The following is a 20,858-nucleotide window of genomic DNA, read 5'->3' as shown; positions in this document are numbered from 1 at the left end:
GAGACTCGGCAGCGAACCCGAAAGTCCCCGGCTGGCATTCAGGCCGGTGGGGTGTCGTCCAGGCACAACAAAGTCTCGATCCGCGCCGGACTGAAAGGCGGGCGTGGTGCCGAAGGTTGCCAGCCGAACAGGTGCTGCAATGCGCCGCCACACACCCGGCCTTGGCAGGCGCCCATGCCGCAACGGCTGGCCAGTTTGGCCCCGCGCCAGTCAGTGTGCCCGGCAAGCAGCCCGTAAGGCACGTCTTCACAACGGCACACCAGGGTGTCGGGTTGCGCCAGCAACTTGAGTTGCGGGTCGAGGGTGAATGCCTTGTTCAGGGCGTTGGCGAAACCCTGCCAGCGCGCACGACGCGGCCACAATGCTCGGGCTGAATCAAGGTCGCCGACCGCGGCGTGACCGGCGATTGCGCCTTCGACCAACGCCAGTTCACTGCCACCGAAACCGGTGCATTCACCCGCCGCGAAGTGGTCGGCGCGGCTGCTGGCCTGCCAGGTATCGACCGCGAGCGCCTGGCCGTCGAGGTCGCAGCCCAGGGCCTGGCCGAGTTGGGTGTTGGGGATCAGACCGAAACCGCAGGCCAGGCGATCACATTCCAGTTCGACGATTTTTCCTTGCTGTTGCAGGCGCACACCTTCCAACCGCCCATTACCCAGCGCGGCCAGTACATGGGTGCCGGTACGGTAATGGCGGTCGAACAACGCGACCGACTGCATCAGCTTGTTGGGCCAGCGTGGCAGTTGCGCGGCGAAACCGGCGACGGCGGCCGCGCCGGCCTGCTCGGCGATGCGCAGCACTTGGGCGCCGTTGTGTTTCGCGGTGGCGGCGCTGGCGAGCAATAACGGTCCGCTGCCGGCAATCACAACGCGTTCGTCCTGCACTGGCAGCCCGCCTTTGATCAATGCCTGGAGGCCACCCGCGCCAGTCACGCCGGGCAGCGTCCAGCCGGGGAAGGGCAGGAGCAACTCGCGGGCGCCGGTACACAGAATCAGTTTGTCGTAACCGATCAGCCAGCCTCGATCGGCGTCTTCGACCAGCAATTGTTTCGGTCCGGCGCAGGCAATCACCCGCGTGCCGGAGTGGCGGTGGATGTTGCTGCATGCCTCCAGTCGCTCGCGCATCTGGCGTGCCGGGTTCGGCAGCTTGGCTTGAGGCCCGTCGCGCCAGATTTGCCCGCCCGGCAGCGGGTTGTCGTCGAGCAGGACGATGCGCGCACCGCTTGGCGCCGCAGCGAGCGCGGCGGCCATGCCGGCGGGGCCGGCACCGATGATCAGCAGGTCGGCGTATTCGCTCATGCTTGAGTCTCCACGTGCATGCCGTCACGGCACAGCGTCTGGCAGGCCAGGCGTCGGCGACCGTCGATGGTCACCCGGCATTCCTGGCAAATGCCCATGCCGCACAGCGGGGCGCGACGTTGGCCACTGACCGATGTGCGAGTGCAGCCGTCGCCACTCAGGGCCAGCGCAGCCGCGACGCTGGTGTCCTCGGCAACCTTCAAGGCACGCCCGTCCAGCATCAATTCAGGCATAAACGGGCTCTCCGAGAAAGCGTTGCGGCAGATACGGTTGCGCGGCCAGCGGCGGCGCTTCGTCGAACAACTGCGCGACCAGCACGTCGGCGGTGCCGGGGGCGGTCGTCACGCCGAGGCCCTCGTGACCGACCGCCAGCCATAAGCCTTTGCGTTGCGGGTGTTGACCCACCAGCGGCAGGCCGTCGGGGCTGGCGGCGCGAAAACCGGTCCAGGCGCGGATGCCGTTGAGCTGAGCCAGCCCCGGCATGTACTCGGTGGCACGTCTGAGCATTTTCGCCAGCATCCAGCCCTCGACCTGTGGGTCGGTGGTGCCAAATTGTCGCGAGGCGCCGATGAACAACTGTCCGGTCGGCCGGGGCTGGATATTGCAAGCCGTTGAAGGACCGCTGGCGTTGTGGGCACTGGTGACGTAACCGAGTTCCACCAGGGTGTGGGTGACTTTGCCGGGGTAGCGGTCGGTGATCAGCAAGTGGCCTTTCTTCGGCTCGATCGGCAATTCAGGGCAGAGCACGTTGGCCTGGATGCCGTTGGCCAGAATCACCGCGTCGGCGCTCAGCCAGTGACCGTCGTCGAGTCGCACGCGGTTGCCGTCGACTTCGCTGACCCGCGCCCGGCGCTGACTGATGTTCGGTGTGTCGAGCATCCAATTAGCCGTCGCCGGGGCATAAAGAATGCCGTCGCCATTGATCAGCAGGCCGCCTTCCAGACCCTCGCGCAATTGCGGCTCGCGCTGGCGCAAGTCGCTGCGCGTGATCAACTCGCAGGCCACGCCTTGAGCCTGCAAGTTCAGGTATTTGCTGTGGGCGACGGCCATTTCTTCGGCATTGGCCGCCAGCCAGAGGGTGCCGTTGCGGCGATACGCGCAGCCATCGGGAAGGGCCGGCGCCAGTTCGCGCCAGCGTTGCAGGGAATATTGACTGAGGGCCAGTTCGGCCGGGTTGTCATCGAGCACCAGCAAGTGGCCCATGCCCGCCGCCGTAGCGCCCGGCAGGCCTGCGTCCAGCACCAGCACGCGCAAGCCGCGACCCGCCAGCGCCTGGGCACAGGCAGCGCCGATGATGCCGGCGCCGATCACGATCACATCGGCCACCCGGCCCTCGCTCACGGGCGAATGCCCCAGGCGAACGGGTCGTCTTGTTCGATGATCAGGCTGGCTTCGGCGCTGATAAAGGCGCGGCCGCGAATGGTCGGCACGATGCGCTCGCCCTGAAGTTCATAGGAAGCCTCGAACTCGCTGCCGATGACACTTGCCTGACGCCAGATCTGTCCCGGCTGCAATTTGTCGTCGGCCGCCAGGCACGCCAGTTTGGCACTGGTGCCGGTACCACAGGGCGAGCGGTCGTAGGCCTTGCCTGGGCAGAGGACGAAGTTGCGGCTGTCAGCCTGCTCGTCATCGGCGAACAGCTCGACATGGTCGATCAAACCGCCGTCTTTGCCGCGGATCCCCTGAACTTCCAGTGCTTGCTGCACGGCGAAGGTGTAGGCGGTCAGCGCCTCAAGGTTGTCGCCGGCAATGTCCAGGCCATGCTCGGCGATCAGGAAGAACCAGTTACCGCCCCAGGCAATATCGCCGACCACCTTGCCGACACCCGGCACCTGCAGCGCCAGCGCTTTGCGGTAACGGTACGCCGGCACATTGCGCACGCTGACCGAATGGTCTTCGTGCAGCGTCGCTTGCACCGTGCCCACCGGGGTTTCGATGCTGTGCACCCCAGGGCGGATCTTGCCCAGGTGCGCCAGTGAGGCCACCAGGCCAATGGTGCCGTGGCCGCACATACCGAGGTAACCGCTGTTGTTGAAGAAAATCACTCCGGCACAAGCGGTCGGGTCCACCGGTTCACAAAGCAGGGCGCCGACCAGCACGTCACTGCCCCGTGGTTCGAGCACGCAGGCAGCACGCCAATGATCATGCTGTTCGGCCAGCCGCTGTCGACGTTCGGCCATGCTGCCGCTGCCCAGGTCAGGAAAACCGGCGGTCACCAGGCGGGTCGGTTCGCCGCCGGTGTGGGAGTCGATCACGGTGATGCGTTTCATGGGATGGCCGCGTCCGTTCAGATGAGTGAACGAAAGAGTGGCCTGTGCGAGGGCTTGCCGGCTTGATGGTTTTATCCAGTGCCGATGACGAAATCGGCACAGTGCGGCGAGCGGTCAGTGGTGGTGAGGCAGGTGCTCGAACAGGGTCTTGCAGACGCCGGCAATGTGCTCGTCGAGCAACTTCACCGCGAGGTCCACGTTACCGGCGCGACAGGCCGCCAGGATTTCCCGGTGTTCGTGATCGGCGCGATCCTTGCCGGCCGACAGGCTCATCTGCATGCGCAGGTAGCGCTCCAGCTTGTCGTTGACCGAGCGGATCAGGCTGACCAGAAACGGTCGCTGCGCCGGCTCATAGAGGCAGGCATGCAATTCCCAGTTGAGCTCGGCCCAGCGTCCCACGTCATCTTCGCCGATGAACTCCTGGCAGATGCGTTCGGCGCGCGCGAAGGTGTCTTCGGTCATGTTGGGAATGGCCAGGCGCAGCACCTTGTCTTCGAGCAGCATGCGCACTTCGAACATCTGTGCCAGTTCCGCATCGGACACCCGCGTGACCATCGCCCCGCGATTGCGCTGAAACATCACCAGGCCTTCGGCCTCCAGGCGCTTGAGGGCTTCGCGCACCGGAATCTTGCTGACGTTGAACTGGCGGGCGATGTCGTCCTGGCGAATCGGCTCGTCCTCGGCGAAATGCCCGGCGACGATGGCGTCCCGCAAATGACGGGTGATGATTTCCGACGTCGAAGGCGAATTGCCAAGGTCGGGAGCGTTGAGTTTTGTCAGGGCCACGGTCGTGATCGTTCGCAATGATTTGCAGATAGGGTATACGAATTTGCCTTGGTGTTCGTCGGCCATGGCCTGCCACTAGAATATCTTCACCATCCGGTTGCAGCTGCTAAGCTTCGATCTGGCGACGCTCAACCTGCACGGAGGCGGGCGATTGTGATCAATTGCGTGGGCAATTCGAGTGCGGACATAGCTCCCGAACGGCTCGGTCGGGAAGAGGTGGAGCGGGTGCTGGCACTGCTGCTGGCCAGTCCGTTGTTCGCCAAATCCAGGCGGATGGGCAGCCTGCTGCGCTTCCTGGTCGAGCACGACCTCCAGTTCTCCAACACGCCTCTCACCGAGCACGCCATCGGCATCGCGGTGTTTCGCCGTGACCCGGCGGTCTACTGCACGGGCGATGATCCCGTGGTGCGGGTTCAGGTAGGCCGGTTGCGGCGCAAGCTCACCAGTCATTACGCCACGCTTGGCCAACAGGATCCGGTACGTCTGAACGTGCCGGCCGGTAGTTATCGACTGACGTACGAGCGGCAAAGACCCCGGGCAACCGGCACACGCCATCCGGTCCTGCAACTCCAGCCGTTTACCTGCATCACCCGCGACGGCGACGACTTTACCCAGGGCTTGTGCGAAGAGTTGAGTTGCAGGCTGTTCGAGTCGTTCGAACAGACGCAAACGCCGGCGAACCATGTGCTGATGAAGGTGCCACGAAGTAGCGTAAAAGCACCCGACCTGGGGCGGGCCAGGCGCGGCAGCTATTCCCTGGAGGGCAGCGTGCGGGTGGAACCGGCGCGTGTCCGGACCTCGGTACGCTTGATTGATGTCGCTCAGGGCCGCATTCGCTGGTCAGCGCAGTTTGATCGCAATCGACCCTACGGCATTGCCACTCAGGAAGATCTGGCCGAGTCCATCTGCCAGTCGTTGACGGGCTACTTCGCCCGGGGTGGTAGTGACGATTGATGAGCAGAGGGGCAACCCGCAAGGTTGCCCCGGATGCTGGCGTTACACGACGGTCCAGCTACCGCCAGAGTAGAGGCGGGTCGCACTGTTATCGAAGGTCAAATCGATTTCGATTGATTGCGAGCGCGAGGTGCTGAACATGGTGCTGGTCTGCACGTTCTGTTCGAACCACACCAGAATGGTCTCGACGGGGGTTAGCACGGTCTGGCCGGTGACTACTTGTGCCGAGGCCACGTAGATGGGCGTGCTGATCTGCTTGCCATCGATGCCCGTGGACAATTGGCTGATGCCGGGGTGGATCGCACCGTAGTTGTTCACCAGGGTGATGGAGGTGTCGGGGCCACCACTCGTCGCCGAACCCAGTAGGCCGGCATTGTCGAGTATCGACTGTTGGCCCAGTCCGATATTGACGATGTTGGTCGACACATCGACTTGAACGTTGGCCTGGAAAGAGTTGGCACCGAACAACTGATACTGGGGCGTCCAGCTGAAAGTGCTGTTGCTCAGGTACTGGACGTAGGATTGCCAGACCACGTTGTAAGCTTCATTGCCGACCTTCTTGGCAAAGCACAGCTTGTAGCCTGATTGTTTGAGCAAGGTCAGGTCACCGGCGGCGATCTGAATCTTGACCGACTTTTGGGTGGCCGCCAGGGTCGACGTCAGCACCTTGCTGTAGTCGGTGGTTTTCAGCGCCGTTGGGGCGACGCTCTGGAACGATTTGAAGGCCTCTTGCACGTCATTGTGCAACTGTTGGCTTTGTTTGCTTACTGCGTTTGACTGACTCATGGTTTCCCTCTTCCTTGGTTGAGTGTTGGACAATCAATGGGCAGCGAGCTTCGAATCCGACCTGCGATCAGGCAGCACCTGTGACGTTCTTCCATGCCTCCAGTGACGGGAGGCCGGCGGTGCCGGTGATGTGTCATAACCCTGCAAGCACATTGACGGCTTCACGGTAGGCGGGTCGCGCAGCGCGGCGAAGTGTCTTGGCGTTACAGTCGGGAGGGTCATGGGCGCCGGTGCAGATCATGAAGTAACAGCCTGCGTAACGGTGTTGTATCAATGGGGGCAGCTATCGCTCAGGTGGCCTGAGTCGACGGTATCAGCGTTTGGGCAGATTCCAGCGTTTGCGAAAATGCTCGTACTCCACCTCGGGCATTTGAACCAGCAGAGGGGACTGGCGAGGATCCAGCCAATTGAACAAGCGAGAAATATCGGCTTGATCCATGGCTGTGCAGCCAAGCGTCGGGGACGTGGGAGCGCGCCAGATGTGAAAAAAAATGCACGAGCCCGAGGCGGGGGACGCCGGCATATTGTGCTCAATGAAAATGCCTTTTCGATACGTGTCGTCATCGCGACGCATACGTTCGGAGCTGTTCCAATCTTTCGATACAGTCGCTCCGTCAACAAGCTCGTTATAGCGTGCGGAGTGGCTGTCATCCACGCATTCGATGGTCGATGTCAGCGCAAGATAAGGCAGTTGGGTGTCGGCCGTGCTGTCGTAGCCAAAAGCCGTCCCCAGTTTGAATACCCCGGCAGGCGTTTTTCCATCGCCTTCACGTTTGACCGGACCTTCGCGTTGCTCAACACCGCTAAGACCCTTGCCCCACGCCAGCCCGCTCTTGCCGACCACCACCGGAAACGGTGCTTCGTATTTTCGAAAGGTGTTTCCCTGCCGTTCGTAACGCTGGGCAGTGCCCTGGATGTCAGTCCAGTTTTTTGTGGTGACCACAATCAGCTGATGGCTGGTGTCGAGAGCATCGCTTGCACCCAGCGGCGTAATGGGGAAGTCCATGACGTTCTTCGGCGAACTTTCTCCACTGTATGTGAAGTGCCACCATTCCTTCGAGTACCCGGTAAACCCTTCTTTCTCCATGGCCCTGCTGAGCTTCTGGCGATTGTCCCTGGCGGCAGCGTTGATCATCGTGTTGTCGGTATGCGCTCGCTCATCGAAGCAATCGAAACCCGTACCCATATCGAGTGCGCCATCGCGCCAACGCTGGCCATAGGGTGCCGTGCAATCGACTTGATTGGCTGATGGCGTCCAGGTATCGGCGGGCAGGGCATCCGGACCGGTCAGTGTCAAATCCACGGTTGAGCCTTTGGAGTGGTTCGACACCCGTGCCACGTAACCCAGACGCCAGAAGTCCTGCTTGTCCACGCGCGGATAGAACTCGGCCTTGCGTGGGTCACCCGGCTCCGTCGCGAAACGCCCCATATCGGCGACGGCACGGCTCGGTCGATAACAGTCAAAAACTTTCAAACCGTAGCCCTGCGCCTGCAATGCCATTTGTACCCGAGCGAGGGCCTTGGCAGCGTCCAGCGATAACAGGCACTCCCCAGCGGTGTAACCGTCGAGTGAGTGCCCGGTGAAGTTGTGCGCGCTGGCATAGCGGATGTCTTGCTCAATGCCCGGATCAATCGTGCGCAAATAAACCATGTTCTCGGGTCGTGGCTCTGCACCGGCCATGCAGGGCACGACAATGCTCAGGCACAGGGCCAATTGCAGCCAGGGCCGCGCGAGCAGGCTGAGCGTACGAAACGAAAACAGTGACGAGGAGGGCAGGAAGTTGCAGAGAGGGCGCATGCGATGCTCCAAAGTGGCCGGTTCTCAAGCCAGATCAGGCAATGGTTCGAGTCGGTGACAGTAGCAACGCACGACCCGTTGCACCAGCCGCGCCTATTTAGCGCCGTATTGGCTGAATGGGCCGGTAAGGAACAAAGCGGTAGCCAACCCTCGTTTCAGTCAGCGGCGATCAGCATCTGCGGCATGGGCGGCGAGACGATCCGCGACATCCTCGACATCCTCGACAGCGGCAAGGCGCGTCTGATCTTGCAGCCAAACGGCGGCGAGCCGCCACTGCGCCAATGGCTGATGGAAAATGGCTACCGCATCCTCTGCGAGGAACTGCTGCGGGAAAAGTGCTTCGACTACGAAATCATCGTCGCCGAGCGCGCCGGGCCGGTGATGTACACCGCCGAGGAACTGTACTTCGGCCCGCTGCAGATGCAGGCACGCAGCCCGGCGTTCCTGGTCAAGTGGCAGCGCATGCTGCGCCAGAAGCAGAAGACCCTGACCCACTTCGCCCGAGCGCGGCAGGCTGTGCCCGAGGAGAAGGTGCAAGACATCGCCCGGCAGGCCCGGTGGATCACCGAGCTGCTGGCTTGAGCCAGGTCTAGGGTTTGTACGAAAAGTCGACGCGTAAGCACTTTTCGTACAAAGCCTAAGACGAAGCGAGGGCCAATTTGAATTGCCCTCAAATTCTTAGACACAGTTGAATGACAGCTTCTGGCCGTTTTCTGCCCGTCGCGACTGACTGAAATCGACCCATAGCTGTCGTTCAGTCTTTGCGCAGTAACGCCTGACTTTGAGAGGGAGGTAGGCGTTCGCCTGATGTGGAAGCGACGCCGCGACGAAGCCGATTGTCTTGGGAGCTGACGCCATCATGAAACTACGGCTTCAGCTCTGCGCGCTCAGAAACAGTGAGAACAGCTCGGACTGAGATTTAATCCCGAGTTTGCTGTACATGTGCTTGCGGTGGACCTTCACAGTCTCGGCGGAAATCGCCAGCTTGCGCGCGATCTCTTTGTTCGAGCAGCCGCTGAGCATTAACCGGCCGACTTCCAGTTCGCGGGCGGAGAGCGGCGTGTCCAACTGCTGGTCAGTGGAATCCAGCCAGCTCTGCCAGCTTGGTGTTGGCGACGCGGTCTGCTCCAGCACCTCCCGTTCGAATGCCATGCGCTGACGCATCAGAGCGGCAACCCAAGACTGGACGAGGGTGAGCAGAGCAATCTGCTCTGGACTGAAGAGGCCCTCGCTTCCCAGCGACAGGCTGAGGGTGCGTTTCGCGTCGAGCTGGACGTTGATATGCACTTCGTCGGCAACGACATTGAGGCGGAAGTAGCGTTGGTAGTAGTCGGTCTGTTCGAAGCACTCCGGCGCCACGTCGGCTAGCCAAAACAAACCGTTCTGCGGTGCTTCTCGGTTGGCCAAGTAAAAGGGGTCGAGCAGATACAGGCCTTTGAGGTAATCCTGAAAGAGCGGGTCTGGACCGCCGTCCTTGCCTGGGCATTCTGCAAGCACCTGCGGACGGCCATTGCTGAAAATCAGCACGACCCAACTGTCCACCGGAATGTATCTATCGAGCAGACGCACTAGGGCCAACCAGAAATTAGGACGGTCAAGTGCCTCAATCAGCCGGCCAATCGCCTGGTGCCAGGCCATGTCCTGCAATGTAATGCTCACGTTTCTACCCATACGGGGTTACCCCATCGATGTGATTACTTTCCGTTTTATGGCTCTCCATACTCCATCCAGCCCTGGCGGGTGCTGTTTAGTATGACGATTGCGAGCCCACGTACACGTGAAAGGATTACCGATGAAGATTGAACTCGTACAACTTACCGGTCGCGATGGCGATACCGCTTATAACCTAGAGCGTACCTTGCAGGCTATTGCTACCTGCGCAGCAGATACCGATCTGCTGATTTTTCCAGAAACCCAGTTGATGGGATTCGCCAGCGCGCAACAACTCGCCGAAGTCGCCGAGCCCCTGAACGGGCCAAGTGTGCAGGCTGTGCAGCGCGCCGCACGCGAAAGGAACGTCTCGGTGGTGGTTGGCATGGCTGAGAACGACTCCGGCACTTTCTATAACACCTCCCTACTGGTGACCCCACAAGGGATCGCCTTGAGTTATCGCAAGACGCACCTTTGGCCGTCGGAACGCGGCCTGTTCCAACCGGGAGACCGCTATGCCACTGCGCTCTGGAATGGAGTCCGTGTCGGCATCCTGATTTGCTACGACATTGAGTTGCCGGAAAGTGCTCGAGCCCTCGGCCAACTCGGCGCCGAGCTGATCCTTGTCACTAACGGCAACATGGATCCCTACGGCCCTGTCCACCGCACCGCGATCATGGCTCGCGCTCAAGAAAACCAGGCATTCGCGGTGATGGTAAATCGAGTCGGCGACGGCGATGAAGGCCTGGTTTTTGCCGGTGGGAGTGCGGCAATCGATCCCTTTGGGCGCACGCTATTCGAAGCAGGGCGCGCAGAGTGCCGTCAGGTGGTAGAGCTGGATCTCGACCTGCTGCGCACTGCCCGCCGCGACTATGACTACCTCACTGACCGCCGCCTGCTCCTGACCGGTGAGCAGATTGAGCACAGTGATGGTCGACGTGAGCTACTGATCCCCTGAACCAGGCGCGAGGGGTGTACCACACCACAGCGTTGTTCCATCTTGCTTCTCATTTCGACCCTGACACAACAAAAAATCACAAACTAGCAGGAGCAGTGCTCGTGTCCTTGGACCCGGCGCTAATGCTCTGGAGCATCCCGATGAAATCGACTCGCTACATGCAATTCGTTCTGGTCCCGCTTTTCAGTTTCGGCCTAGTCTGCGCCAAGGCCGATGAGCCTGCCAAATCGAGCGTGCACATCTACAACTGGTATGACTACATTGCCCCGAACACGATGAAAGACTTCCAGAAAGAAGCGGGCATCAGCGCTGTGTACGATGTGTTCGACAACAGCGACGTCATGCAAAGCAAACTGATGGCCGGCCGTAGCGGCTATGACGTAGTCGTTGCCAGTGGCGACCTGCTACCGAACCTGATCAAAGCGGGTGTGCTCAAAAAACTGGATCGCTCAAAGCTACCCAACTGGTCCCACCTCGACCCCGACATCCTCGCCAAGTTGCAGAGCAACGATCCCGGGAACAGCTATGCGGCCCCTTATCTGTGGGGTACCACTGGCATCGGCTATGACGCGGACAAGGTTAAATCGATACTCGGCCCCGATGCGCCAGTTAATTCTTGGGACCTGATTTTCAAGGAAGAAAATCTGGCCAAACTGAGTCAATGCGGTGTGGCCATGCTGGACGCCCCTGGCGAGGTCATTCCTATCGCGTTGCACTACCTTGGACTGCCTTACAACAGCCAGAACCCGGAGGATTACAAAAAAGCCCAGGAACTGCTGCTGAAACTGCGCCCGCATATCGTCTACTTCGATTCTTCCAAGTTCATCTCTGATCTGGCCAATGGCAACATCTGCGTCGTGCTGGGCTGGGGCGGAGGTGTTGCCGATGCGCAAAAGGCTTCCGAACTGGCTGGCAACCATCGCAACCTCGTTTACAGCATTCCCCGCGAAGGTGCACCGGTGTGGGTGGAGAGTCTGGTGCAACTCAACGACGCACCCAACCCGGAGCAAGGGTTGGCCTTCATCAACTACATGCTGCGCCCCGAAGTCATCGCGCAGGCATCCAACTACCTGAGCTATCCGAACGCCAACAAGGATGCTACCGCGCTTGTCGAGCAGAAAATCCGCGACAACCCCGGGGTGTATCCGTCGAAGCAGGTGTTGGACACATTATTTCCGCTTGAACCACTTCCGCTGAAGATGGAGCGTGTACGCACCCGCGCCTGGAACACCGTCAAGACCGGCACTTGATTGGCGGACTCGCTGTCCCGATGCCTATCAAAGCCATTTTATAAAGCCCATCAAAAGTGAAAATCATGAAAGACATGACGAAACCACGTGCCCGCGATCTGAGTATTCGGTTCGGCCAATTGCAGCCCGGCCCACTCAATGCCATCACCGATGTGCCAGGCGTACGGGTCGGCCACAGTAATGTGTGCGGAAAGTCCGCCAACGGCCGCGACATCCTGACCGGCGTAACCATTATTGAACCGCGAGCCGGTTCGACCTGCCAGCAGCCGTGCTTTGCGGGCGTCCATGTGCTCAATGGCAATGGCGATGCCACGGGGCTGGAATGGATTCGCGAAGCGGGTCTTTTGACTAGTCCCATCGCCTTCACCAACACCCACAGCCTGGGCGTGGTGCGCGATGCGCTGGTTATGCTGGATCGTGAACAGCAACCGGATGACGGCCGACTCTACTGGAACATGCCGGTCGTGCTGGAAACCTTCGACGGTTTGCTCAACGACATCAACGGCTTTCATGTGAAGCCCGAACATGTTGCCGAAGCCCTGCTCACAGCGATTGGTGGGCCGGTCACCGAGGGTAACGTCGGTGGCGGAAGCGGCATGATCTGTCATGAATTCAAGGGTGGAATAGGTACGGCTTCGCGGCGGCTGAGCAGTGCCCAAGGCGGTTGGACCGTCGGCGCTATCGTCCAGGCCAACCACGGCATACGCAACGAGTTGCGGGTCGATGGTTACCCGGTCGGACGCTACATGGAAAAGGCCGATTCACCGTTTCTCAAGGCCTCGCTGCCGCATCCGGGCATGGGTTCGATTGTGGTTTGCCTGGCCACCGACGCACCGCTGCTGCCCCACCAGTGCACGCGCCTGGCCCAGCGCGCCAGCCTCGGCCTGGCGCGCACTGGCGGTGGCAACGAAGACCATAGCGGCGACATCTTCATCGCCTTCGCGACAGGCAACGACATGCCGCCCGCCGCTTATGAAAGCAAGAAAGCGCCGACCTGCGACAACCTGCGCATGGTGAATAACGATCACATCAGCGAACTGTTCCTGGCCGCCACAGAAGCGGTCGAGGAAGCGATCATCAATGCGTTACTGGCTAGCGAGACGGCTGAAGGTAATGGGCATGCCGTGCCGGGGCTGGATTGCGAGACGTTGCTCAAAGCCTTGCATCTGGCCGGCTGGCCGGGAGCGGCGAATGGCTAACTGATTTAGCGGTATTGAGGTGGTGTGCGTGTTTCGCGTTCATGCCACCTCGAGCACATTGATTGCATCGTCAGGTTACAGGAAAGACATCGCGGCTTAGGGCTCACGCGACGTTTAGGTGAGAGCCGTCGGCTCTTGGGTAGGCTTAAGAATGCAGGCGTCCTACTGCGGCAATGCTGGTCGGGTAATGACCTGAATTGTGAATGCAAATTAAGAAATATCACTTCTCTCCTCGGAGCAAATGATCATCGTGGACGACGACCCAGCACGGCGCATCAACAGCGGGCAATCGTCTTCTCTGGCGTTCGCAAACTCGTCTATCGGACACCGCCTGCCGAAATCACCGACGTTGATGTCGACAGTTTTGAATGACTGCTATTGACCGATTTCTGCCTGTCGCGACTGACTTCCTCAGGGAGTGAAGCGGTCACTGGTCGTACAAAGAAACCATAGGACAGGTGTTGGCGAAGATTCAATATGTCTCCAAGAGCAGGAAGTGCGCGGCGATCTCCATTGAGTGTTGTTATTTGGAGGTGCGCGTAGTGAAACCGAATTAAGGGCAAGAAAGGTCTGATTATCGACCGACTTATAATTTTTTGAGCCTTAAGTAGCGAGGGCATGAAAAATCGGTGGGTACTTCAGACCTTCCTTAGCGCCACGGACTCCGCTGCTGCTGGACATTTGCCTGCTTACTTGCTTCGCGCTGAACAGTGCGTCAGCCGCACCCCACGCCCGGCGTCAAGACCTGATCCGACTGGCAGATCCCCCCTGCGTTGCTAACCTCATACACAGCAATTACCCCTGTACAAGGATTGGGGCAGTGAAGGAACACACAGTCTTGGCAGTCATGAGCGCGATGCTCTGCAACACGGTATACGGTGCACAGCTCCAAGTGGAGGTGCGCATTGACGTGCAGCGTGGTTGCCAATTGGTGGGTACCACTCGCAGTACCGGTATCGAACAACTTGGGGTGCTGGATTTTGGCAGCGGCCCGCGCCTGGATGACCCCGCTGGCCCGTTGAGTGCCGCGCTGATCAGCCAACGCCAACCACGCCTGGAGTGCAACCCGGATACGCCCTATCAGGTACGAGTCGACGGTGGCCTGCACGGTGGCGTTGGCGAAGTGCGTTACCTGGCTGCCGCGTCTGCGTCATCCAAACCCATTCCCTATCGGATTTATACCGACGCCGCCCGGCGAATCCCTCTGGCCGTGGATGTGCCGGTCAGCGGTCGTGTACCGGATTCAGGGTCGGTGGATTTACCGCTTTACGGGCGTATTGAGCCGCTCAAGGACATTCCCCAGGTTGGGCGCTATTCCGACCTGCTCAAGGTGACGGTGACATGGTAGCCCGCCGTTGGGCCTTCGCGGCGCTGGCCGGCCTCTTGCTGCTGGCCGATGACGCCGACGCTGCCGTCAGCGGGCAGATTCACGCGCGGCTGGTGATCACCGCCAGCTGCGAGGTGAGCAAAGGCACCGACAGCGCCCCGGTCAGCCCGGACGGCCGGGTGGCGGTGCTGGATTTCGGCAACCGTGGCCCGACTTGGGACAACCGCCCGAGTGCCGAGATCAGTGACAGGGCACCGTTGGCGGTCTCTTGCAACCCGTCGGTCAGCAGCTTCACTGTGACCATCGATGGTGGTGCCCATGGCGACGGCAGCACCCGGCGCCTGAGCAATGGTCGACAGACCATTCCCTATCGTCTTTCTGCCGATGCTACCGGTCGCAACAGCTACAGCATCGGCCAACAACGCAATTTCGTCGTGACCAAGAGCACACAAATACCGATTCCGGTATTCGGCTCGGTGGAGGCGAATACCAGGGCCTTACCGGCCGGGATCTACACAGACACCCTGACGGTGACACTGGATTGGTAAACCATGAGGAGAACATCATGCATGCACGTGTCTCGAAAGTAGGCCTTCCGTTGATGGCGCTGGTGTTGGTCTCCAGCGCTCAGGCGGCGACCACCGTGACCGGGCAGATCAGTTCCACCCTGATATTGACCAACAGTTGCCTGGTCAATGGGGTGGGCGGTACCACGGGCTTGAACTTCGGTACGCTCAATTTTGGTACCACCAACAGCCAGTTCACCACGGCCAACGGCCAAGTGCTGGGCGGCGGTGGGGGCGCCCTGTCCATTCAGTGTTCTTCGGGCACCTCGCCGGTGATCACCGTGGGCCCAGGGTCCTATGACGGCCAATCGCCGGGCGGTACCCGGGCACTGTACGACGGCGTTGCCAATTATGTGCCTTATGACTTCTACACCGACTCCGGGCATTCGACGCTCCTGGCTATCAACGGAACGATCAACGTGGGCGCGAGCACCGGCCTGGCGCAAACCGTGAATATCTACGGTCAAGCCGTGGGCAAGACGGGGCTGCCGGCCGGTACTTACACCGATACGGTATCCGTGCAGCTGACGTTCTAGAGCCATGAAGGGCGTCTGGTACACGACGGCGGCGGTGGTTATCGGCTGGGGGATGCCGCTGTCACTGCTGGCGGTCACCAGCCAGACATTCCAGGTCAGCGCGACGATCACGCCGGGTTGCCTGGTGGTCGGCGGTGGGTCGAACTATGGCAGTCTGACCTTCGGTACCTATTCGGCGTTATCCACCAGCAGCGTCTCCGTGCCGCTGAACGGCAGTGTGACCTTGCAATGCACGCCGGGAGTGACCCTGAACATGAGTGTCGATGGCGGTTTGTACAACCGCAGTGGCCGGCACCTGCAGCTCAATAGCGGCAGCGCACAGGTGGCGTACCAGTTGTTTCAGGATGCCGCACTGAGCCAGAGCCTGGGGATCAGCCAGAGCGTCAGCGTGGCCTACAGCAACGCCAACAACATCACCCTGCCCATTTACGGACAGGTGCAGTTACCGGGTAATCAGCCTGGGGGGACGTACAGCGACGTGTTGCAGGTGCAGCTGTCGTGGTAAGGCTATTGGCATAAGGAGTGGGGTCTATGTATTCAGCGTCCCAGCGGTTATGGGTTGCGGGTTTTATCGGGCTGGTGGCATTGGGCATGGGAAAGGTTCAGGCCGCCAGCTCCGTGCTGATCTGGCCCATTGATCCGGTTCTGGAAGCGGATCAACAGGCCAGCGCGTTGTGGCTGGAGAACCGTGGCACCGAGACTGCCAACCTGCAAATCCGTGTGTTCGCCTGGAGCCAGAGCGGGTTTGATGATCAATACCAGAACCAGCGCGACGTGATTGGCAGCCCGCCGGTGGCCAAGATCGAACCTGGGCAGAAGCAACTGGTGCGCCTGACCCGAACCCGGGAAGTGCCGCCGGGCCAGGAGCTGGCCTATCGGATCATCATCGATGAAATTCCTTCTGCGACGCCGGTAGCGCCACCGGCCGATGGCAAGACGGCTGCTGCCATCCGCTTTCAGATGCGTTATTCGGTGCCCTTGTTTGTTTATGGCCCCGGCCTGTGGAGCAAGGACGACAGCACCCGCCAGCGGGACCCGAAAGGCGCGGGCAAGCCTGATCTGAGCTGGAAGAAGGTCACCGTCGCTGGGCGTAACTATGTGGAAATGCGCAATCAAGGCGCGGTGCACGCCCGGCTGACTGATGCCACGCTCAAGCAGGGCGGCCAGCCTCGGCCGCTGGTGGAGGGCTTGCTCGGCTACGTGCTGCCGGGCGCGACCATGCGCTGGCCGGTACCGGAGACGGTGCCGGCCGATCAGCCGTTGCGGGTGCGGATCAACGGGGCAACAAACGTGGAAAACATTACGCCAGGACGGTAGTGCCACGGTCTGGAGCGTGATGCAGGGGCAGCCCCTGCTTTTAACAGGATGGAGATGTCCATTGAAGGACACAAAGCCTTCATGAGCCATGATCGGCATCGTTATCTGTGGCGATCGGTGTTGGCAGTGAGTTACCTGTATGGCTTGGTGTTCGCGCCTCTGGGCATGGCCGCTGCGTTGCCGCCCCCCCCCGGCAATATGGAGGCTGTTGCCGATGCACAGTTGTTTCTGGAACTTGTGGTCAACCAGATGGACACCGGCCGGGTGGTCGCCGTCAATCAGCGTGCCGAACGGTTGTTTCTGCCGGCGGCCACCTTGCGTGACGTGGGTATGAAACTGCCCGCTGGCGTGACCGAAGAAGTCGCCCTCGACAGCCTGGCCGGGTTGCACAGTGACTACGACAGTCAGGGCCAACGTTTGTTGCTGAATGTGCCGCCAGCCTGGTTGCCGGATCAGCTCATCGGCAACCGCAGCAACTACCCGCGTACCCAGGCGATGACCAGTTTTGGCGCCTTGCTCAACTATGACGCCTACCTCAACGACACCGACGACAGCGGTACCTACCTGGCCGTCTGGAATGAAGTGCGGCTGTTTGACACCTGGGGCGCGCTGTCCAACACCGGCCAGTACCGCAGCACCCTGGGTGCCCATGTGGAAGGCAGCACCCTGAACAATGGCTACCGGCGCTATGACACCACCTGGCACTTCTCCGACGATGAACGCCTGCTGACTTACGAGGCCGGCGACGTGATCAGCGGTGCGTTGCCCTGGAGCAGTTCGGTACGCCTGGGTGGTGTGCAACTGTCCCGGGACTTTGCCGTGCGCCCAGACTTGGTGACCTACCCCTTGCCACAGTTCACCGGTGAGGCTGCTGTGCCATCGTCGGTGGACCTGTTTATCAACGGCTATAAATCCAGCAGTGCCGACCTGCAGCCGGGGCCCTACACCCTGACCAATATTCCTTTTATCAACGGTGCGGGCGAAGCGGTGGTGGTCACCACGGATGCCCTGGGGCGGCAGGTTTCGACTACGGTGCCGTTCTATGTCACCAGTACGCTGCTGCAAAAAGGCCTTTCGGATTTTTCGGTGGCCGCCGGTACTCTGCGCCGGGACTACACCGTGCGGGATTTTGGCTATGGGCCCGGGGTGGCCAGCGGCAGTTTTCGTTACGGGGTATCGGACACCTTTACCCTGGAGAGCCATGCCGAAGCCTCCAATTCCCTGACCCTGGGCGGGTTGGGCGGCAACCTGCGGCTGGGCAACTTTGGTGTGCTCAACACGGCCCTCAGCCAAAGCCAGTTCGACGGCGAGAAAGGCGAGCAATTGAGCCTGGGATATCAGTACAGCAACCAGCGCTACAGCCTGTCCTACCAGAGGGTACGGCGCCGTGACCAGTACGCCGATCTGACCCTGATCGACACGCCATACGCCAGCCTCAGCAAGCGCAGCGAACAGGTGACCCTGAGCCTGAATCTGGACAGCTACGGCAGCATTGGCGCCGGCTATTTTGATGTGCAGGCGGCTGATGATTCACGCACGCGGCTGTTGAACCTGACCTGGAGTAAACAGCTGTGGCACAACACCAGTTTCTACCTGTCCGCCAACCGCGAGATTGGTGACAGCAACTGGGCCATGCAGGCGCAACTGGTGATTCCCTTCGACATGTACGGCAGCCTGAGCCTGAGCAATGAACGCACCCAGGCCGGAGAAAACCGTCAACGGGTCAACTACAGCCGTGCGGTCCCCACCGACGGTGGCGTGGGCTACAACCTCGGCTACGCCCGTGGCGACGGTCCGGCCTATCGCCAGGCCGACCTGACCTGGCGCCTGCAGTCGGTGCAGTTGCAGGTTGGCGTGTATGGCAGCAGCGATGCGCAAACCCGCTGGGCGGACGCCAGCGGCTCTCTGGTCTGGATGGACAAGCAAGTCTTCGCCGCCAATCGGGTCAATGACGCCTTTGTGGTGGTCAGTACCGATGGCTTTGCCGGTGTGCCGGTGCTCTACGAGAACCAGAAGATAGGGGAAACCGACCGCAACGGGCATTTGCTGGTGCCCTGGAGCAGCGCCTATTACCGCGCCAAGTATGAAATCGATCCGTTGAACCTGCCGTCCAACGTGCAAACCCCGCAGGTCGAACAACGCGTCGCGGTTCGCCGAGGCAGCGGCTACGTGCTGGAGTTTCCGGTGCGCCGGGTCATTGCGGCCAGCATCACCCTGGTGGATGCCCAGCACCAGGACCTGCCCCTGGGCAGCCTGGTGCAGCATGAGCAAAGCGGCGCGCAGGCGGTGGTGGGCTGGGATGGCCTGGTCTACCTGGAGGGCCTGGCCGAGCACAACACGTTGCGAGTGACCGTGGGCGAGGGCCACACCTGCCAGGCGACCTTCGAACTGGACATCAAGCAGGAACAGGTGCCGCTGATTGGCCCGCTGGTTTGTCAATAAAGTGAAGGAGTGTGGACATGCGGCTCAAGCAAGGGGTGTACTCACTGGCGCTGCTGGCAAGCCTGGTTTTTGCGGCACAGGCCCAGGCGGCTTGCTCAGTGGTGTCGACCGTGCCGGCCGGTTTCGGCTCGGTGAGTTCGATGACGGTGCGTACCGCCGCCCAAGCCAGCTCGACCACCAACGCCGGCTTGAGTTGTGGAGAGACGTTGATCTCGCTGCTGGCGGCCAGCGATCACTTCTATGCAACGATCACCTCGGCGACCAGTGGCATGGTCGGCCCCACGGGTGATGTCATCGGTTATACGATTTACGCCAATAACAGCACCAGTTACCCGATCACTCGCGGGACCCCGTTCGACTTTGCCAGCAACAATATTGCCCAGAGCCTTGGCCTGGTATCCGGGCCAGGCAACAAGACGGTGCCGATTTACCTGGGCAGCATTACTGGCAGTAACGTTGCGGCCGGGGTCTACAGCGAGACCTTGAGCATCTTCTGGAGCTGGAACTACTGTGCTGCGCTGGGCGCTGGCTCCATCTGCCTGGGGCGGGATATCGGCACCGGCACCGCCAGCCTGACCGTCGGCATGACTGTGTCCAACGACTGCCAGATCACCGCGCCCAACATCAGCTTTGGCAGCGCACCGGTGGTCAGTGGCTTCAGTGCCGTGACCGGGCAGACCATCAACATCGCTTGCACCAAGGGCAGCGCCTACACCGTGGGCTTGAGTGACGGCCAGAACCCGGTAAGCGTGGGTGGGCGGCGGCAGATGATCTCCGGCAGCAATCTGCTGGCCTATGACATCTTCAAGAGCGCCACCACCACCCGTTGGGGCAGTGTGACGACAGCGCGCCGCGCCAGCTCCACGGCCGAGGTCAACCCGGGCAACGGCCTGGGTACCGGCAGTCAGATTTTCAACTACAACGCCAAGATCTACACGGACCAGAACACCCCACCGGAGGGGACGTATATCGACAATGTGGTGCTGGACGTAGGCTTCTAGAGCCGCAGGGTTTGCTTGAGCATTTGTGTGGTTGGCCGGTCCGACGGGCTGACCATCGCATCGTTATAACCGCCGCCGGACCAGTACTCGGCTTGCAGCCCATCGGAATGGCTGCTGCCACGAGGCAGCAGGTTATTCTTGCAAGGCGGTGTAGCTCGGGCGCTCACTTTAAGTCCGTGCTTGTCCAGGCACATAGGGGGTATCTGTTGGAGGTAGCTACATTCATTTCATTTTCAGGGCGAGGATGAATCATGCGGACGTGGATAGGGGCGGCGGCTCGGCCCATCAGCCGATTGCTGATTGCCGCTGGTATTAGCCTTATCGCAATCGTAACCAATGCGCAGGCTCAAGCCACACCTCAAGTCACTCAAGAGATAAAGGGCTTGCTGGACTTTGTCGAGCACAGTGAGTGTCAGTTTGTGCGTAACGGGAGCGAATTCCCAGGTCCCCGGGCTCGGGTGCATCTGGAGAAGAAGCTGAATTATCTCGAAGGCAAGAACATGGTGAGCAGCGCAGAAGACTTCATCGATCTTGCTGCCACTAAAAGCAGTATGAGTGGCCGCGCCTATGAAGTGCGATGTCCAGAAGGCGTACAACCGGCAAGCACCTGGCTGAAGAGGGAACTACAGAGGCAACGGCAGCTTCGTTGAGTTTGTCTCAAGTCGAATAACGCTCTGGATGGCGTTGGGCTTTTTCACTTGCATCATGTGAAACGCCCGTTGA

At 60.6% G+C, this 20,858-nt stretch carries 21 protein-coding genes and 1 pseudogene; 13 read left to right on the top strand and 9 right to left on the bottom strand.

The annotated features are described in order from the left end of the window. Nucleotides 1-38: 38 nt before the first annotated feature. The 5 genes from ACYZT7_RS19610 to ACYZT7_RS19590 form a co-directional block, all read right to left on the bottom strand. Nucleotides 39-1,295 carry an FAD-dependent oxidoreductase gene (locus ACYZT7_RS19610; protein WP_462037865.1) on the bottom strand — a complete coding sequence of 419 codons (1,257 nt, stop codon included), beginning with the start codon at nt 1,293-1,295 and terminating at the stop codon, nt 39-41. Next, nucleotides 1,292-1,528 carry a (2Fe-2S)-binding protein gene (locus ACYZT7_RS19605; protein WP_462037864.1) on the bottom strand — a complete coding sequence of 79 codons (237 nt, stop codon included), beginning with the start codon at nt 1,526-1,528 and terminating at the stop codon, nt 1,292-1,294. Before ACYZT7_RS19605 ends, ACYZT7_RS19610 begins: the two co-directional genes overlap by 4 nt. After that, nucleotides 1,521-2,636 carry an NAD(P)/FAD-dependent oxidoreductase gene (locus ACYZT7_RS19600; RefSeq protein ID WP_462037863.1) on the bottom strand — a complete coding sequence of 372 codons (1,116 nt, stop codon included), beginning with the start codon at nt 2,634-2,636 and terminating at the stop codon, nt 1,521-1,523. The genes ACYZT7_RS19605 and ACYZT7_RS19600 overlap by 8 nt, the downstream gene beginning before the upstream one ends. Continuing rightward, nucleotides 2,633-3,565, bottom strand: coding sequence for a 4-hydroxyproline epimerase (locus tag ACYZT7_RS19595; protein WP_462037862.1), 933 nt, complete (start codon nt 3,563-3,565; stop codon nt 2,633-2,635). Before ACYZT7_RS19595 ends, ACYZT7_RS19600 begins: the two co-directional genes overlap by 4 nt. A 114-nt stretch (nt 3,566-3,679) precedes the next feature. Next, nucleotides 3,680-4,351, bottom strand: coding sequence for a GntR family transcriptional regulator (locus ACYZT7_RS19590; RefSeq protein WP_462037861.1), 672 nt, complete (start codon nt 4,349-4,351; stop codon nt 3,680-3,682). A gap of 150 nt (nt 4,352-4,501) precedes the next feature. On the opposite strand from ACYZT7_RS19590, the gene ACYZT7_RS19585 reads away from it, so the two are divergent. Continuing rightward, nucleotides 4,502-5,305 carry a hypothetical protein gene (locus ACYZT7_RS19585; protein ID WP_462041832.1) on the top strand — a complete coding sequence of 268 codons (804 nt, stop codon included), beginning with the start codon at nt 4,502-4,504 and terminating at the stop codon, nt 5,303-5,305. Between the two features lie 42 nt (nt 5,306-5,347). On the opposite strand, the gene ACYZT7_RS19580 is transcribed toward ACYZT7_RS19585, so the two are convergent. Both ACYZT7_RS19580 and ACYZT7_RS19575 read right to left on the bottom strand, forming a co-directional pair. Further along, nucleotides 5,348-6,091, bottom strand: coding sequence for a hypothetical protein (locus ACYZT7_RS19580; RefSeq protein ID WP_462037860.1), 744 nt, complete (start codon nt 6,089-6,091; stop codon nt 5,348-5,350). 313 nt (nt 6,092-6,404) lie between these two features. Continuing rightward, nucleotides 6,405-7,889, bottom strand: a complete 1,485-nt coding sequence (locus ACYZT7_RS19575; protein WP_462037859.1) for a M15 family metallopeptidase — start codon at nt 7,887-7,889, stop codon at nt 6,405-6,407. Between the two features lie 162 nt (nt 7,890-8,051). Here ACYZT7_RS19575 and ACYZT7_RS19570 point away from each other — a divergent pair. After that, nucleotides 8,052-8,471: pseudogene (locus ACYZT7_RS19570) on the top strand (tRNA (adenine(22)-N(1))-methyltransferase); the annotation flags it as partial. A gap of 291 nt (nt 8,472-8,762) precedes the next feature. Here ACYZT7_RS19570 and ACYZT7_RS19565 read toward each other — a convergent pair. Beyond that, nucleotides 8,763-9,548, bottom strand: coding sequence for a LuxR C-terminal-related transcriptional regulator (locus ACYZT7_RS19565; protein WP_462037858.1), 786 nt, complete (start codon nt 9,546-9,548; stop codon nt 8,763-8,765). Between the two features lie 133 nt (nt 9,549-9,681). On the opposite strand from ACYZT7_RS19565, the gene ACYZT7_RS19560 reads away from it, so the two are divergent. The 10 genes from ACYZT7_RS19560 (at nt 9,682) to ACYZT7_RS19515 (ending at nt 20,135) form a co-directional block, all read left to right on the top strand. Beyond that, nucleotides 9,682-10,497: a carbon-nitrogen hydrolase family protein gene (locus ACYZT7_RS19560; protein WP_462037857.1), complete on the top strand. Its 816-nt coding sequence runs from the start codon at nt 9,682-9,684 to the stop codon at nt 10,495-10,497. A 140-nt stretch (nt 10,498-10,637) separates the two neighbouring features. Continuing rightward, nucleotides 10,638-11,747 carry a polyamine ABC transporter substrate-binding protein gene (locus ACYZT7_RS19555; RefSeq protein WP_462037856.1) on the top strand — a complete coding sequence of 370 codons (1,110 nt, stop codon included), beginning with the start codon at nt 10,638-10,640 and terminating at the stop codon, nt 11,745-11,747. Nucleotides 11,748-11,812: 65 nt separating this feature from the next. Then, complete coding sequence (locus ACYZT7_RS19550) at nt 11,813-12,946, top strand: DmpA family aminopeptidase (protein ID WP_462037855.1); 1,134 nt, start codon at nt 11,813-11,815, stop codon at nt 12,944-12,946. An 847-nt stretch (nt 12,947-13,793) separates the two neighbouring features. Further along, complete coding sequence (locus ACYZT7_RS19545; RefSeq protein WP_462041831.1) at nt 13,794-14,294, top strand: Csu type fimbrial protein; 501 nt, start codon at nt 13,794-13,796, stop codon at nt 14,292-14,294. Then, entirely contained in the window at nt 14,288-14,821 is a 534-nt protein-coding gene (locus ACYZT7_RS19540) for a Csu type fimbrial protein (protein ID WP_462037854.1), read from the top strand. Before ACYZT7_RS19545 ends, ACYZT7_RS19540 begins: the two co-directional genes overlap by 7 nt. A gap of 17 nt (nt 14,822-14,838) precedes the next feature. After that, nucleotides 14,839-15,375, top strand: a complete 537-nt coding sequence (locus ACYZT7_RS19535) for a Csu type fimbrial protein (protein ID WP_462037853.1) — start codon at nt 14,839-14,841, stop codon at nt 15,373-15,375. A 4-nt stretch (nt 15,376-15,379) separates the two neighbouring features. Continuing rightward, entirely contained in the window at nt 15,380-15,880 is a 501-nt protein-coding gene (locus tag ACYZT7_RS19530) for a Csu type fimbrial protein (protein ID WP_462037852.1), read from the top strand. A 26-nt stretch (nt 15,881-15,906) separates the two neighbouring features. Continuing rightward, complete coding sequence (locus ACYZT7_RS19525) at nt 15,907-16,692, top strand: fimbrial biogenesis chaperone (RefSeq protein ID WP_462037851.1); 786 nt, start codon at nt 15,907-15,909, stop codon at nt 16,690-16,692. Between the two features lie 48 nt (nt 16,693-16,740). Then, a complete protein-coding gene (locus ACYZT7_RS19520) occupies nt 16,741-19,134 on the top strand; it encodes a fimbria/pilus outer membrane usher protein (protein ID WP_462037850.1) in 2,394 nt (797 codons plus the stop codon). Between the two features lie 17 nt (nt 19,135-19,151). Next, nucleotides 19,152-20,135: a Csu type fimbrial protein gene (locus ACYZT7_RS19515; RefSeq protein ID WP_462037849.1), complete on the top strand. Its 984-nt coding sequence runs from the start codon at nt 19,152-19,154 to the stop codon at nt 20,133-20,135. On the opposite strand, the gene ACYZT7_RS19510 is transcribed toward ACYZT7_RS19515, so the two are convergent. After that, the gene (locus tag ACYZT7_RS19510) at nt 20,132-20,302 is read right to left on the bottom strand and encodes a hypothetical protein (protein WP_462037848.1); all 171 of its coding nucleotides are present in this window, start codon (nt 20,300-20,302) and stop codon (nt 20,132-20,134) included. The two genes, ACYZT7_RS19515 and ACYZT7_RS19510, sit on opposite strands and share 4 nt — an antisense overlap. 84 nt (nt 20,303-20,386) lie before the next feature. Here ACYZT7_RS19510 and ACYZT7_RS19505 point away from each other — a divergent pair, with 84 nt between their 5' ends. Further along, nucleotides 20,387-20,785, top strand: coding sequence for a YfeK family protein (locus ACYZT7_RS19505; RefSeq protein ID WP_462037847.1), 399 nt, complete (start codon nt 20,387-20,389; stop codon nt 20,783-20,785). Nucleotides 20,786-20,858: the final 73 nt, after the last annotated feature.

Source organism: Pseudomonas sp. RT4P38 (assembly GCF_054897765.1).
This window is presented reverse-complemented; position numbering and strand designations above follow the sequence as displayed.